This is a genomic window from Pseudomonas sp. 6D_7.1_Bac1 (genome assembly GCF_025465945.1).
Taxonomy (GTDB): domain Bacteria; phylum Pseudomonadota; class Gammaproteobacteria; order Pseudomonadales; family Pseudomonadaceae; genus Aquipseudomonas.
Window position 1 is genome coordinate 56573 of sequence record NZ_JANLNW010000070.1, and the last position, 15134, is coordinate 71706.

Annotated in this window: 10 protein-coding genes; 1 reads left to right on the forward strand and 9 read right to left on the reverse strand. The window is 60.8% G+C overall.

Going from position 1 to position 15134, the window contains the following annotated elements; all coding sequences use genetic code 11:
- Window positions 1–50 precede the first annotated feature (50 nt).
- The gene (locus tag NTD87_RS18600; protein WP_262115565.1) at window positions 51–4949 is read right to left on the reverse strand and encodes an alpha-2-macroglobulin family protein; all 4899 of its coding nucleotides are present in this window, start codon (window positions 4947–4949) and stop codon (window positions 51–53) included.
- Between the two features lie 432 nt (window positions 4950–5381).
- On the opposite strand from NTD87_RS18600, the gene NTD87_RS18605 reads away from it, so the two are divergent.
- Window positions 5382–6731, forward strand: coding sequence for an MATE family efflux transporter (locus NTD87_RS18605; protein WP_262115567.1), 1350 nt, complete (start codon window positions 5382–5384; stop codon window positions 6729–6731).
- A gap of 220 nt (window positions 6732–6951) precedes the next feature.
- Here NTD87_RS18605 and NTD87_RS18610 read toward each other — a convergent pair whose 3' ends face one another.
- The 8 genes from NTD87_RS18610 to NTD87_RS18645 form a co-directional block, all read right to left on the reverse strand.
- Entirely contained in the window at window positions 6952–7737 is a 786-nt protein-coding gene (locus tag NTD87_RS18610) for a DUF4123 domain-containing protein (RefSeq protein ID WP_262115569.1), read from the reverse strand.
- Window positions 7734–9152 carry a contractile injection system protein, VgrG/Pvc8 family gene (locus tag NTD87_RS18615; protein WP_262115571.1) on the reverse strand — a complete coding sequence of 473 codons (1419 nt, stop codon included), beginning with the start codon at window positions 9150–9152 and terminating at the stop codon, window positions 7734–7736. Before NTD87_RS18615 ends, NTD87_RS18610 begins: the two co-directional genes overlap by 4 nt.
- Before the next feature lie 499 nt (window positions 9153–9651).
- Window positions 9652–11565, reverse strand: coding sequence for an arginine decarboxylase (gene speA, locus NTD87_RS18620; protein WP_262115572.1), 1914 nt, complete (start codon window positions 11563–11565; stop codon window positions 9652–9654).
- Between the two features lie 221 nt (window positions 11566–11786).
- Entirely contained in the window at window positions 11787–12158 is a 372-nt protein-coding gene (locus NTD87_RS18625; RefSeq protein ID WP_262115574.1) for a translation initiation factor Sui1, read from the reverse strand.
- A gap of 192 nt (window positions 12159–12350) precedes the next feature.
- Window positions 12351–12920 carry an NUDIX hydrolase gene (locus tag NTD87_RS18630; protein WP_262115575.1) on the reverse strand — a complete coding sequence of 190 codons (570 nt, stop codon included), beginning with the start codon at window positions 12918–12920 and terminating at the stop codon, window positions 12351–12353.
- Between the two features lie 3 nt (window positions 12921–12923).
- Entirely contained in the window at window positions 12924–13991 is a 1068-nt protein-coding gene (locus NTD87_RS18635; protein ID WP_262115576.1) for a DUF2333 family protein, read from the reverse strand.
- A gap of 153 nt (window positions 13992–14144) precedes the next feature.
- Window positions 14145–14621: a hypothetical protein gene (locus tag NTD87_RS18640; RefSeq protein WP_262115577.1), complete on the reverse strand. Its 477-nt coding sequence runs from the start codon at window positions 14619–14621 to the stop codon at window positions 14145–14147.
- Complete coding sequence (locus tag NTD87_RS18645) at window positions 14618–15124, reverse strand: Hcp family type VI secretion system effector (RefSeq protein WP_262115578.1); 507 nt, start codon at window positions 15122–15124, stop codon at window positions 14618–14620. Before NTD87_RS18645 ends, NTD87_RS18640 begins: the two co-directional genes overlap by 4 nt.
- Between the last annotated feature and the right edge of the window lie 10 nt (window positions 15125–15134).

Genomic DNA, 15134 nt, shown 5'->3' on the forward strand with positions numbered 1-15134 from the left:
AGACCGCTATCGCGAGCAGGCTCGCTCCCACAATTCAGCTTGCGCTGCGGCTAACGCCCCTTGATCACCATCTCCGGCACGGTTTCGCCCACGGCCTGCCAGTTCGGCCGGTACATCGACTCCACTTGCGGCGGCGGTATACGGTAGGTGCCGGGGGTTACGGCCCGCGCCAGGTACAACAAGTGCGTGGTGCCGTAGCCGTCCAGGTTCAGCGCCGCAACGTAACGATCATCGCGGAACTCCTGATGCTTGAGGCTGGCGTTGCGCATTGAGTCGCGCCACTCCTTGACCTTGCTGCTGGCGTTTTCCAGGCTCGCGGCGCTTTGCGCCAGGTTCTGGTTTTCCAACTCCAGGCCCGCCGGCAGTAAATCCACCACCAACGCATCCGGTACCCGCTGCTTGGCGCCGACCGCAATGTGCACCAGCACCAGATCGCCACTGGCCAGGTCCTTGAGATTCAACGGCTGGCCGTTCATGCCCAGGTACTCACGGCGAATGCTCAGGTTCTCACCACCAGGAACCGGCGCCTGCTGTGGATAACCGGAAATGGTCAGTTGCTGAAAGACCGGTTCGCTGCCTTCATTGCGCAGCGACAGTGGCGCGGCCAGCAACGGCCCTTGCAGCTTGAGCCCCGGCTGATTATTGCTCAGCTCGCGGGTTTCATTGCCAACGCTCAGTTGCGCCGCCCAGTTGGCTTCCGGTTTACCCAGCAGGCCTCGGCCTGCAAGGAACAGCGAATTACGCTCCTGGGTCGACAAGTATCGGCTGGCGGCCAGTTGATCGGACAGTTCGAACAACCGCTCGTCACGCTTGCCCTTGTCCAGATCGTTCTCTTCCAGCAACGCCAGTATCAGCGCCTGATCGCGCAACGGACTGCCGTAATCGGCCAGCCAGTCATTCGGTTTGCGTGAGGCGGCAAGACCCGCGAGCAAGGCTTGGTCCGCGCGTGGTTGATCGCCCATTTTCTGCAAGGCAATCGACAGCTGTACCAGCGGCAGACCGGAACGGGCATCGGTGCGGCGATCGAACAGGCTGCGCAGCGCCCCCAGTGGCGCCTGTTGGCTACGGGCCAACACCAGACCGGCGTAGGCCTGCACGGCAAAGCGGGTGTGCTCGGCGTTTTCGCTGTAGTTCACCTCGATCAGGTTGCGCTCTTGCAGGTAACGCAGCAGTCGCTCGCTGGCCTTTTTCAGCGCCTCGGGCGGTACGGCAAAACCCTGGTCGCGAGCGCGCAGCAGGAAGTCGGTGACATAGGCGGTCAGCCAGTATTCTTCTTCGCCATCGGCGCCCCACAGCCCAAAGCTGCCGTTGTAGCGCTGCATGCCCAGCAGGCGCTCGATACCGAGTTCGATCTTGCGCTTGCGGTCCGCGTCCGGCTCGCCTTCCAGGCCAAGCCGTTTCAGGCTCGCGGCGTCGGCATAGAGCGATGGATACAGACCGCTGGCGGTTTGTTCCAGACAACCATAAGGGTAAGCCTTGAGTGCACGAATCTGCTCGCCAAGGTTCAGCGGCGGCCGGCTCGACAGGCTGAGCAAGGCTTCACGCCCGGCTGGTTCGAACAGCGACAACTCACCTTCCGGCAAGCTCCACGGTTGATCCTTGAGCACCGCACGATAGTGCTTGAGCAACGCCGGATACGCTGGGCGCACGCCCAGGGTCCACTCGCGGGTGAAGGGCGGCAGGTTCTCGCCCGGCAGGTCGAGACCGTTGACCAGCACCTTGACCTTGCCCTGACCGAAACCGCCGAGGGCACGCACCGCAATCCGCAGCGTGGTGCGCTGGCCCTGGTTCAGTTGCACGCTTTGAGACGACTCGTCGACCAGGGCCAATTGCCCCTCGGCACTCAGTTGCACATCGAGTTTCTGTGCCTTGCCCGACAGGTTCGACAGGTCCAGCGCCAACGTGGTCTGGTCGCCACCGGCGAGGAAGCGTGGTGCCGACAGTTCGGCAATCAGCGGCGCGGCGATCACTGTTTTGCCTTCGGCCATGCCGTAGCGATCATCGGTCCAGGCCTGGGCCATCAAACGCAGTTCGCCGTTGAAGTCAGGGATGTTGACGCTGACTTCGCCTTCGCCCTGTTCGTTCAGGGTCACCGGTGCGCTTTGCAGGGCGACGATGGTCACGCTGGTGTCCGGGCGTTTGCCGCCCTTGGCCAGTGCCGCGTCACCACCGAAGGCCAGACTGGCCAAACGCCCCTGGCCGGCCTCGATCAGTTGCCCATAAACGTCGAGTTGGTCGGCACTGTAGGCCTTGCGGCCAAACAGGCTGGAGTACGGGTCCGGCGTCGGGTACTCGGTGATGTTGAGGATGCCGACGTCGACCGCCGCCAGCAGCACATGCACCTGTTGCGGCACGCTGCCATCGGCGTTTTTCGCTTGAACCTTCACCGTCAGTGGTTGTTTCGGGCGCATTTTTTCCGGTGCCGTCAGGCCCAGAGCGAGTTTGCGCTGAGTCCGGTCAAGCGGCAGATGCAGCACGCCGACCGCACGTTTTGGGGTGACGTTGGCTTTGCGCTCGCCGGGACGAATCACCAGTGCACTGACGTACAGATCGTGGCGCGACCACTTCGGATCGAGCTTCACCGCGAAGCTTTTGCCTTCGGCCGGCACATCGATTGCCTGCCACCACAACGGGCCATCTGCCGATTCCACCAGCAGATAACCCTTGCCGGCAGCCGGTGGCGTCACGGTGACATTGGCCGTATCGCCATCGCCGTAGGCCGGTTTATCCAGTGCCAGTTTGACCTGGTCGGGACGCACCGCACCGCCTCCGGCGTTGTCCTGAGCACGGTAGCCGGCCCAGAAGCGCAGGCTGCTGACGATGCCGGTTTGTGGGTCTTCGACTTCGACGCGGTACGGGCCCCACTCCACCGGGAAGCTGACCTTCGCCGTGTCGCCCGCCTTGATGCTGAGGGTTTCTTCGTCGAGGTTGAGGAATTTTTCGTTGAAGTGATAGCTCCAGCCATCGTTCTGCGAGTAGTTCCAGTAGTAGTCGCGGCGCTCACGGATCAGCCGCACCTTGAGGTTGTCGGCGGCCAGCTTCTGACCTTCGTTGTTGGCCATCAACAGTTCGAACTCGACCGGACCATCGCCGTTGGTTTCTTCACCCTTGAATAACGCACGCAGGCCCGGCAAACGATCTGCCGGCCACACCGGTTGCACCACGCGGCGGGTAATCGGCCGGCCACCGGACTCGTGCAGGCTGGCCTGAACGATCAGTTGCAGCGGCGACTTGGCCGCGGCCCATTTGCTCTCAAGGGAAATCACCGCCTCGCCATTGGCGTCCAGCACCGTTTCATCCAGCTCCAGGTCCTGGCTCAGCTCTACTTCAGTGACCGAGCCAAATTGATAACCCGGTAAACCTTTGACCGCCTCACGCAAGGGCCGCACGTAAACCTGACCACTCAAGCGATTGCCCGACGCCGGCGCGCCGTAGAGGTAACGACCGTTGACGCTGATTTCAGCGGTGTCAGCCGGTTTGATCGGCACATCGCTGCCCTTGAGTTCCAGGGCCAGGCGTTCAGGCAGGAAATCTTCGACCAGGAATTCGTAGAGCTGCGGCTTGCCGTCGCCCAGGTCGAACACCAATTGCCAGCGCCCGGTCGGCGCTTCGCCGGCCAGTTGCAGTTGATATTGATAGAGCCCCGAGGCATCAGCGTCCCAGACGAACTTGCGGCTGACTTGCGCATCCGGCCGGCGCACTTCGACGCTGACCGGCTGCGGTTTGACCGCGTTGCCGTCCTTGTCTCGCAGCAAGGCATTGAGCAGTACGGTTTCGCCGGGGCGGTAGAGATCGCGCGGGCCGAACACGAAGAACTGCAGCGGATGGGCTTGCGGCCCGGCAATGTTGAACTCGGCCAGGTCCAGCGCCGCACTGTTGAGACGCAGCATGCTGGTTTGTTCGCCCTGATGGGCCAGCAGCACCTCGGCCTTTTTCGGCAGCGGCAACTCAGCGTGGCCGCCCTTCTCGGTTTTGCCCTGGCCGAGCACACGGCCATCGGCGTCGAGCAGTTCAAGGTTGACGTCGTCCAGCGCTTTGCCGCCTTCGAGGGCTTGGGTGAACACGTCCAGACGGTTCTGGTAACGGTGCACCGACAAGCCGATGTCACTGAGGGTGAACAAGGTCGCCGGTTGCGAGTAGCTGTAAGTACCAGAGGCACGCATCACCGCTAGATAGACGCCCGGCTGCTGCAACGGCTTGAGGCCGGCGATCGGCAGCAGCAAGGTTTCGCGGGTGTTGCGCGCCGGGTTCAGGTCGAAGCGGCCGCCGTAGACCAGATCGGCCATCGGCAGCAGTTCACGGGATTCATAACTTTGCAGACTGCTGTTGCGCCCCCATTGGGTGAGGAACGCCGGCAGCGATTCGGGTTTGATACGGAAGAATTCGACGTCGATCTTGTCGACGTTCAGCGCGATCACCGGCAAGCCTTCCGCCAGACGAGTCGGCAGCAAGGTGCCACGACTGGCGAAACCCACGGTCGGTTGCAGGTCACGGGTTTCCAGACGGCTGACGTATTCGGCGGCCAGTTTGGCATCGTTCACCCCCAACAGTCCGGCATCGACGGTCAGCACCAGTTTGCGCTGCGGCTCAAGATGGCGCAGGCGCAGTTCCATCAGGTTGTCCGAGAGTTCCCAGGCGCCATCGACCTTGCCGGTCTTGCTGTCCACCAGGTGCAGTTTGTCGGCAAACTTCTGTTGCGGGTCCAGCGGCACCGAAAAACTCACCGACAGCGTGCTGGCGCCGTCGAGCTGGATTTCCGAGACATCCACCACGCTCAGCTCACGGCCGGCGTAACGCTGCTTCAACGCAGCGACATCCTGAACGGCCTTGGGCGTCGTGGCCGCAGCCGCTGGCGGTGCGGAACTGGCCGGAGCCTTGCTGGAGGTCGATGAATCGCAGGCGCTGAGCAGCGTCAGCGCGCAGGCCAGAAACAATCCTTTGTTAAACATGGGGCACTCGTTGGCTGGTGTATCGAAGGGTTGAACTATAGCCCAAGCGCTTGCCGGGCTGGTCGGATTGACCGACGGCGTACAAACCTGTGGCGAGGGAGCTTGCTCCCGCTTGAGGGCATAAGTATCTGTACATATTTTCGTTCTGCCCCCCTGTAGCAGCTGCCGAGCCTGAGAGGTTGCGTTCGAGGACGAAGTCCTCGCAAATCCTGTGCACGCGGTTTGCCTGAAAGAACGTATTGCCTGATTTTACGACCGCTGCGTCCGGATGCGGCCCAGACCGAACGCAGCCTCGCAGGCTCGGCAGCTGCTACGAGTCATGCGTTGCCCCGGAATCTCTTAACTGTCTGGTAAGTAGGACAAGCCCCCTAGCCACAAGAGCACTCAACGTCGGTTCTGCCGCTACAATGCCTGCTCTCGCAAGGAGCCTGAATGTCTACGCTGATTACCGACTGGCGCGATCGCTCGACCCATCGCCGTGTCTGGGCGCTTGCCGCGCCGATGATTCTTTCGAACATTTCCGTGCCGCTGGTGGCGCTGGTCGACAGCACGGTGATCGGTCACCTGCCCCACGCCCATCAGCTTGGCGCCGTCGCAGTGGGCGCCAGCCTGTACACGTTTCTGGCCTGGGCCATGGGTTTCCTGCGCATGGGCTCCACCGGGTTCGCGGCGCAGGCGGCCGGGCGCGGTGACGGCGCGGCGTTGCGGCAGATCCTGCTGCAAGGCTTGCTATTGGCGATGGGCTTGTCGCTGCTGCTCGGAATGCTTGGCGTTCCGCTGAGCGGTGTGGCGCTGCACTTCATGCAGCCATCTGCCGAACTCGATCAACTGACCCGGGAGTTTTTCCACACCCGGCTGTTTGGCCTACCGGCGGCGCTGGCCAGTTATGCGTTGGTCGGCTGGTTTCTCGGCACCCAGAACGCCCGTGCCCCGCTGGCGATTCTGTTGACCACCAATCTGGTGAACATCGCCCTCAACCTGTGGTTCGTCATTGGTCTGCAATGGGGTGTGGTCGGGGCGGCCCACGCTTCCGTGATCGCCGAATGGACCGGCGCCCTGCTCGGCCTGGCCATGACGCGTAGCGCCCTGCGCGCCTACCCAGGGCATATCGCCTGGGCGGCACTGGCGTTGTGGCAAAGCTGGCGGCCGCTGCTGACAGTCAACCGCGACATTTTCATTCGCAGCCTGGCGCTGCAATCGGTGTTTTTCATGGTCACCGTGCAAGGCGCACGGCTCGGCGATGCGACGGTGGCGGCCAATGCCCTGCTATTAAATGGTTTGCTGTTGACGGCCCACGCCCTGGATGGCCTGGCCCATGCGGTGGAGGCGTTGTGCGGTCACGCCATCGGCGCTCGCGACCGCCAGGCTTTACGCCGATCCCTGGTGGTGGCCTGCGGCTGGTCATTGATTGCCAGCCTGGGGTTTGCGCTGCTGTTCCTGTGCGCCGGTCATCTGTTCATCAAGATGCAAACCAACATCCAGAGCGTGCGCGACACCGCGTTCATCTACCTGCCGTATCTCGCCGCACTGCCGCTGATCGCTGTCTGGAGCTACTTGCTCGATGGCCTGTTCATCGGCGCCACCCGTGCCCGGGAAATGCGCAACGGCATGCTGCTGACGGTGTTGGTGTTGTTGCCATTTGCCTGGGCCTTGCAAGACTTCGGCAACCACGGACTGTGGCTGACCTTTCTGCTGTTCATGTTGCTGCGCAGCCTGACACTTGGAGCGATCGCCTGGAACCTGCGCAAGAACGATGGCTGGTTCACAGGTTTAGCTCACTGAACCGGCGCGGTCTGGAGTAGCAACTGCCGAGCCTGCGAGGCTGCGTTCGGTCTGGGCCGCATCCGGACGCAGCGGTCGTAAAATCAGGCACCGCGCTCTTTCAGGCCAACCGCGTACTCAGGATTTGCGAGGACTGCGTCCTCGAACGCAGCCTCGCAGGCTCGGCAGCTGCTACGAGTGCAGTTCTTCATCGTCATTTGCCCATACGAGCGCGGTGATGTCAGGATCGATCGTTCTGCCAACGATTGCGCAAGCTGTCGAGCCGTTCTTGCTGAGTCCGCCCCGGCAGATGTTCTTCAGGCGTGGCTGACGGGTACTGCAAGCGTAGCCGCAACCAGCCATCGAGGACTGCGCTTTCGCTGAAACCCTGTTCGAGTCCTTCCTGCACACAGGACCAGATCGCGTCAAAGTCGTGGCCCGTCGAGCGACTCCAGTGCCAGGCATGCCGCTCCAGCAGGCACGCCTGCAACTTACCCTGCTGGTGAAGGCTGAGGTTGTCTTCGATGGCCAGTTCGCTGACAGCCAATCGCGGGTTGACCAAATACTGCCAACCCAAACTGCCGATCGCCCGGTCTGCCCAGGTCCCGCCATACCAGTACACCTTATCGATCGGCCCCAGCCAGCGGCTCAGTTCGCGGGCATCACAGGCATCAAAAAAATAACTGGCGATAAAGGGGTTGTAGTAGCTCAGCAGGCCTCTGTAATGAAGCCCGAACGTGACCGTGAGCATACGTCGAAGGTGCCCAAGCAATTGCTCCGAGGGTGCGGAGCTGACCAGCAGCAACCCCGGCCAGTCCGCCGGCTCGCCGTGGCAACAGTGCGCCAGAGACGGTTGTGCCGATAGTTCGATCAACTGCGGCCCCTGGTCGCGCAACACATGCAGGTCGGTGTTTTCGAACAGCGGGTAACGCGGTGCATCGGCAAAACGCTGCTGCAGATTGCGCCCGGCATCCGGCGAGCCCGGGACATCCAGCAAGAGCCATTGCGCCGACTGGACAGCGATCATGCCGCACCACTTTGGCCAAGCCCTGCCAGCGTGCGGCAGACACAGATCGCTTGCTGGCAATACATGAAACTGCCCCCGCCGGGTATCAAGCACAGCAACACCAAGGGCTGACTGCTCTGGACCAACGTCAACAAGTCATCGCGGCCAGCCGATGGCAAATCCTCCAGAGCCGGGGTCGACTCCCCGACCGGTACTGGCTCCACTGCCTGGAGGCTGTCCTCGTTTGCCGAGGGCGGGGGTGCTTCGCAAGGCAATACGGTATCAGCCGTGAACGCTGCCCCCTGAAATACACCGATTATCAATGGCTGATCCGGGTCGCCGTCGATAAAGCTCACACAGACCTCAACCCCCGCCGTTAATGCGGCAACCGTGTCGGCAGACAGTTGGGGCGAGACCGGCAGCCAGCAGTGGCTGGGTCTTGCGCCCTCGCCCTGATACAGCCAATCAAACTGCACGGCGATGCGTTGCGCTAAGTCACTGTGTACATCGTCCACCTCGATCACCCAGCCACGTTGCACACTGTTCATCCGTGGCTTCACGCTCGGGCAAAACGCTGCGAACGGCGTCTCCCAGGGAATCGCACAAATGCGGTTCTGATAGCGCGGCATCTGCGCCTGGCTACCCGAATGCTCGACTCGGGTCAGCAACCACAAGTGATTCCAGTCAGCACAGGGATGGCCCGACAACGGCATCAGTACGCCGCTACGCACGTTCGGCAGATCCGTTTCGCCCTCTGCGACGGTTTTCAACACCCTGCCCTGACCGGCCACATCGGCGTGAGCATGAACCTTGAATCGCCTGACAGCAGGCACAGTGCCCAGCGCATCAAAGGTTGCGCTGTCGCTTAGACACAAGCTTCGTCGAGAGTCGGTAAAGATCAGACAATGGCCGCCCTTGCGGTGCAGGAAGTGGTAATGAATCTGTGCTTGCTCGCACAGGCGCTGCACAAACGCTAAATCCGATTCGCGGTATTGAGTACAAAAGTCCCGCACGGGGTAGTCGCTCTTGAGCTCGAATCGACAGGATTTTTCGTTTATGCCGTGCTCCTTCAGTACCTGAACCAGAATCTGCGGGACTGACAGCCCGGTGAATATTCGCTGGTTGAAGCGTTGCGCCAGGCAGGCCAGTCTCGGACCCAGGCACAGACGCCAGAGCGCAGGCACCGCGTCGTCGTGAAGCGGAGTGAGGTCATGAATCTGTCCATGGATACCGGTGCCCGCCCCCCCGAAACCCAGGTACGCCGAACGAAACATCAGGCTGGCGATGTCCAGCCGCAACTCATCGAGCTGCAGGTCCAGCTGGAAAGCAAAGGGTTGGCTGATGGACTCGCTACCGGTAAAGGCTACAACGGCAAAGGGTTGGGGCTGACCCGCTATCTCCAGACGAAATGACGGCTCGTTGACAGAATCGAACATCGGCGTGTCTCTACAGGAGGGGCGGCCGGGGATTCTCGCTGAGAGACATGGCCGAGTAGAGTGCCGAAATACAACTTAGGAAATGGCCTACGTGAAATAGAGACCACACATCGTTGATAGTGCAGGCGCGTGGAAAATCGCTGCGAAGATAAAGAAATGCCGTACCAGGTCTTCCGAAAACTCCACATTACGTGGAGTCTTTTCAGACAACCTAGGGTCTGTTGACGTTTGGTGGCGAGCCGCGTTGCTGTGCCAACGTGTGCGAGGCAAGGCGCGGGATGCCGCCAATGGTTGTTCCCTTGGCAAATCCCGCAACGCAGCCTCGCGCACGTTGGCGCGCAACCCGAAGGGACGGGACCCATTTGGCGCAGGGCGGCGTTGCTCGGAACTTATTGGGAACAACCAAACTGCGTTCCTCGCGCCTTGCCCTGCGCCAAATGGGTCGCCGTCGCGGTCGTCACCAAACGTCAACAGACCCTAGTCACAGCCGCTCGTTACCTCAAGAAGACAGGTAAGACGAGCGAGTCAGACCCAGGCGCAACGCATCGAGGTACTGGGTACGCTCGGTAGCGCTGATCTTGGCGCTGGCAACCTTGTCGCGGTAATGGGTCATCAGCTCTTCCGGCGACAAGTGCACGTAACGCAGCATGTCTTCGATCGTGTCGTGGGTTTCAATACCGGCGTGGTAAACGCTGCCGTCGGCATTCTGATAGATGTTCACCGAGTCAGTGTCACCAAACAGGTTGTGCATGTCGCCGAGAATTTCCTGGTAAGCGCCCACCAGGAAAATCCCCAGCAGGTAGTCTTCGCCATCATTGAGCCCGTGTACCGGCAGGCTGGTCTCGATGCTCTGTTCGTCGACGTACTGCTTGATCTTGCCGTCGGAGTCGCAGGTCAGGTCTTGCAGCACCGCACGGCGCATCGGCTCTTCATCGAGACGGTGCAGCGGCAGGATCGGCAGTACCTGGCCGATGGCCCAGGTGTCCGGCAGGCTCTGGAATACCGAGAAGTTGCAGATGTATTTGTCGGCCAATTTGTCGTTCAGTTCGTCGAGCACCTGACGGTGCGAACGCTGACGGGCTTTCAACGAGTTGTGCAGGCGGCGGCAGACGGCGAAGTAGCATTGCTCGGCCAGGGCTTTTTCGGCCAGGGTCAGTTTGCCATCGGCGTACTGGGTGGCCACGTCGCTCATGTAGTGCGTCGCGCGCCAGTAAGTTTCGGTGACCATCTCGATGTCGGTCGGACCGAGCAGGTCTACCAGCCACTGCACGGTTTCCGGCAGTTCTTGCTTGTTATCGATCTCCGGCACGTCGTCGTTGTGTTTCTCGACGTCGGTCACCTGCACCACCAGCATGGCGTGGTGAGCGGTCAGCGAACGACCGCTCTCGGAGAAGATGTTCGGATGCGGCAGGTTCTGCGCGTCGCAGAATTCCTTGAGCATGCCGACCACGACACCGGCGTAATCGTCCATGTCGTAGTTGATCGAACTGGCGTTACGCGAGTGGGTACCGTCGTAGTCGACGCCCAGGCCTCCGCCAACGTCGATGTGATCCACCGGCAGCCCCAGGTTGCGCAGTTCGCCGTAGTAACGGATCGCTTCCTTGAAGCCGTGCTGGTAGTCCGCCAGGTTGGCAATCTGCGAGCCCATGTGGAAGTGCAGCAAGCGAATGCCCTGATCCAGGCCCGCCGCGCGGAAGCGCTCGACTACCGATAGCAGTTGAGCGGCCGACAGACCGAACTTGGACTTTTCGCCGCCCGTGTCAGCCCATTTGCTCGACGCCAGGGACGACAGGCGCACCCGCAGACCGACTTGAGGCTTGACCTTCAGCGAGGCGGCTTCTTCGATCACCAGGCCGACTTCGGATTCTTTTTCGATCACGATGAACACGTTATGGCCCAGCTTCTGGCCCATCAGTGCCAGACGGATGAACTCACGGTCCTTGTAACCGTTGCAGACGATGGTGCCGCCCTTCGGCGCCAGGGCCAGCACGGCCAGCAGTTCCGGCTTGGAGCCGGCTTCCAGACCGATGGAAACGTTCTGGGTGGCGATGATGTTCTCGATCACCGCTTCTTGCTGGTTAACCTTGATCGGGTACAGCGCGGTGTACTTGCTCTGGTATTCCAGACGCTCGATGTTCGCGTCGAAGGCGCCGGTCAGCTGACGAACGCGGTCTTGCAGGATGTCCGGAAAGCGCACCAGCAGTGGCAAGGACAGGCCGCTTTTGCGCAGCTGTGCGACTTGCTCGAATAAATCGATAGGTGCGCTGCTCGGGCCGTTCGGACGAACTTCTACGCGACCGGCGTCACTGATCGCGAAATACCCGGCCCCCCAATGGCGAATCCCGTAAACACTGCGGCTGTCCGCAACTGTCCATTGGCTGCCATCGTCTTTGCGTGTGCGTCGTACGGACATCGAAGTCCCCTATAAAGAAGTCAAAGAGCGCCACCCGGGTTGAGGGCTGGCGCAGTCTAAAGAATGAAAATGACGATTAGCCTGCAACGGGCTTGTAGACCTCGTTATCAGCGCTGAGTTTAGAAACCGGTCAGAACAGGCTCTGTGAAAACCATGGAGACGACGTTAAACCTGAATCGGATCAGGACTGCATCAAGTCGGGGTGGTCTTCACAGAGGCTGCTAGCCGCCGGATTTCTTCGCTTTGAAACCGAGTTTGATCAGCTCTGCCAAGAGTAGCTCGACATGATCGCCCTGGATCTCGATGATCCCGTCCTTCAATGCGCCACCTGTACCACACCGTTTCTTCAACGTCGTGGCCAGCGTGGTGAGCGCATCGATAGGCAGCGGCACGCCGCTGATGGTGGTCACCGTCTTGCCGCCACGGCCCTTGCTTTCGCGGCGCACGCGCGCGATGCCGTCGCCGGCCGGGATAACGGTTTGTTTGCAGATGCAGGCTGCCACCGGCTGGCTACAGTCCGGGCAATGTCGACCTGCGTCGGTGGAAAATACCAGGCCACCAAGGGCGGCGAAGGATGCGGCTTTTTTGGCCACCGGCAATCCTCTTGGGAGGACAAAGACTGGTCGCAGCAACGTTGGCACGTGCTATCGACCGCGAAGCCCCACTCAGGCAGGGGCAGCGCTACTGACCGGACGCCCCTACAAAAAGGAGTGCCGGTTCAGCTTGAAAAGGTCGCGCAGTGTAACGGCAAAAAGCGCACTTGCTAAGAGCCAATCGGCGCCAATTTATAGATCTTTTGCGACGTCCTTTACAACGTCGCCCCCACACGAGCGCAGATAGCGCTTCAACGCGGCCAGAGAGTCCGGGCAGTAAGGCTTTTGCGTGATTTCCTGCATGACCTGTTCGATGGGAATAAAGCGTGCCTGGAGCACTTCCTCCGGTTGCAGGTTCAACGGACCGTCCCAGACCGCCGAGAACGCCGAACACCACAGGCGATTGCCGGTGTCCTCGAAGAAAAAATGATCGTGGGCGGTCAGTTCCACCCCACTGACGCCTAACTCTTCTTCCAGCTCACGGGCCGCCGACTCGGCGTAGGTTTCGGTCGCCAGCACCATGCCGCCCGCCGCCACATCCCAATACCCCGGATAGATGGCTTTGCTGAACGTGCGCTGATGCACGCACAGTTCACCGGCAGAGTTGAATAGCATGATGTAAGTCCCGCGCCCGATCAGCCCGCGCTCACGCAGCTCCGAGCGCACCAGTGACCCGAGCAGGTTGTCCTGCTCGTCGACCCAGGCAATCTGTTCGGCGTCAGAGGCTGCGCGATGCGCAGCCTCGTTGGTGTTGGTGACCATGACTCAACCCTGATTGAGCAGTTGACGCAAATCGATGACCGCCGCGTTGGCCCGCGAAATGTAGTTGGCCATGACCAGCGAGTGGTTGGCCAAAAGCCCGAAACCGCTGCCGTTGAGAATGATCGGGCTCCAGACGGTTGTCTGAGACGCTTCCAGCTCACGAATGATCTGACGCACGCTCACGGTGGCGTTTTTCTTCGCCAGCACGTCGGCGAAATCGACTTCTATGGCACGCAGCAAGTGCGACAGTGCCCAAGCCTGGCCCCGCGCTTCGTAGAACACGTCGGCGATCTGCAGCCGAGGCGTTTGTACCAGCTCTTCCTCAACCACCGGCACCTGACCCGGCGCCAGGGTTTCGGTTTTCAGTGCGGTGTTGAGCTTGACCCGACCGACGCTGGCCGACAGCCGTTGCGACAACGAACCCAGACGGGTTGCGACATCACCCAGCCAGTTGTTCAGGTTGTCGGCACGCGCATAGAACTGGGCGTTTTTTTGCGCTGGATCGGACAGGCGAGCCTGATAGCGGCTCAGGGAATTGATACCTTCCTGGTATTCCGACTCGCTGGACGGCAGCATCCAGCTCTTGTTGTCGAAGTTGAAGCGCGGCTCGGCCTTGGCCAGATCGGCGTCTTCGGCGGATTGCGACTGCGAGCGGGCAAAGTCTTTGCGCATGGCACGGGTCAGGTCACGCACTTGCACCAGCACGCCGTATTCCCAGCTCGGCATGTTGTCCATCCACAGGCCCGGCGGGAAACGGTCGTTGGAAATATAGCCACCCGGCTTGTGCAGCAAGGTTCCGGCAACGGTCTTGAGGGTTTCCACCGTCGTGTACCCGACGACCAGCTGCTTGCCTTCCTTCTCGGCGGCTATTTGCGCATTCTGCTGAACCGGGAACAGGGCCGGCTCCTGGCTCCAGTAGATCCCCAGGACGACGGTCACCAGCAAGTACAGGCCGATCAGTGTGGCCAGCGCTCGGCTGAACAACAAACCACCGAAATAGCTGCGGGTTGCCGACTTGGGTTCGGCGGCACGTTCAGGTGCGCTGCCTGTGCGGTTCTTCCAGTCCAGCATGGCGATATCCTTTCAATCACTTGAGTTCATCGGTTCGACCACAACCATACAACAACGCGCCTTCGGTCGGCACCCACCGTTGGGCTTATCCGGAAAATTACCGTTCGAGCCCGCGGCATCTGTTGTTATTTAACTCAAGCGTCCATGCCCGCGCTAAACGCCAATAACCTCCATTGATATCTGCTGCACCTCGGCCGGCGCAAATAGATGCGCGATGCCTTCGCCGTCGGTTCGGCGTTGGGCAGTGAGCCCGTCCACCGTCGCAATGTAACGCTGCTGAGCCAGCGGCTCGGCGGTTACGCTGCTAACGAGGCGGAAAATCCTTGGTGATCTTGAGGCCTGGATAGGTGGTTTTTTCATCAATTCAATGACCGTTTGATCAAAAGAACGTACTGGCACCGCCCAATCGCCAAAGTCGGCCTCAGCCCGGATCAACCACCACTTGCCACTCTCGAGTTGCTCCAGCACCTCACTGTCGAGATCAATCAGCAGGCCGGCACGCAACTCGCCCAGGCCTTCGATGGGTTGCCGATCGAGCAATGCCAGGCGGACGTGTTCCAGCGCTTGTTCGCTGGAATACGCATGTTGACGCTCCCATGCGGACAGATGAAGTTCCTTGACCAACCTCATGCCTGCGCCTCTGTATTCCACTCATCGGAACCCATGGTCCGGCTGATCTCATGCCGCCAATAGATTCGCCGGTAGCTGAAGTGAATCTTCTCCAACTGAGTGAGGTGAGCAGTGCCGGGGTCCAGACAATGCGGCATCAGCACTTCGGCGCCAATGATCACCGCGTCTTCCAGCTCCATTGTGTAGAAATGCTCCTGCGTGCCATGAGCCGAGGTGCGATACCACTCGACGCGGCACTTGCTGAGCAACTCGCCGGAACATAACGCGATGTTGATCAGCGGCGATGCCTTGTCAATGGCCTTGGTGATGACCAAGGGCTTGTGCATCCGACGCCCGGCGCCTGACCCTTTGGGCACAAAAATGCCGTGGCTCAGGGCCTGAATCATGATCTGGTCCTCACGGCCCAACTGATAGATGTTGCCCACCGATGCCTCGGTGAAGGCCCCGGCGCTGATCAGGCCTTGCCTTTCACCGTGGAGAGTCATAAACGCGGGGGTTGGCATGGTGGGACTC

Coding starts and splice junctions, on each gene's coding strand:
- NTD87_RS18615 (WP_262115571.1), bottom strand. CDS start 9,152: ATGTTCGATTCTGTCAACGAGCCGTCATTTCGTCTGGAGATAGCGGGT.
- NTD87_RS18645 (WP_262115578.1), bottom strand. CDS start 15,124: ATGCCAACCCCCGCGTTTATGACTCTCCACGGTGAAAGGCAAGGCCTG.
- NTD87_RS18610 (WP_262115569.1), bottom strand. CDS start 7,737: ATGATCGCTGTCCAGTCGGCGCAATGGCTCTTGCTGGATGTCCCGGGC.
- NTD87_RS18635 (WP_262115576.1), bottom strand. CDS start 13,991: ATGCTGGACTGGAAGAACCGCACAGGCAGCGCACCTGAACGTGCCGCC.
- NTD87_RS18600 (WP_262115565.1), bottom strand. CDS start 4,949: ATGTTTAACAAAGGATTGTTTCTGGCCTGCGCGCTGACGCTGCTCAGC.
- speA (WP_262115572.1), bottom strand. CDS start 11,565: ATGTCCGTACGACGCACACGCAAAGACGATGGCAGCCAATGGACAGTT.
- NTD87_RS18605 (WP_262115567.1), top strand. CDS start 5,382: ATGTCTACGCTGATTACCGACTGGCGCGATCGCTCGACCCATCGCCGT.
- NTD87_RS18630 (WP_262115575.1), bottom strand. CDS start 12,920: ATGGTCACCAACACCAACGAGGCTGCGCATCGCGCAGCCTCTGACGCC.
- NTD87_RS18640 (WP_262115577.1), bottom strand. CDS start 14,621: ATGAGGTTGGTCAAGGAACTTCATCTGTCCGCATGGGAGCGTCAACAT.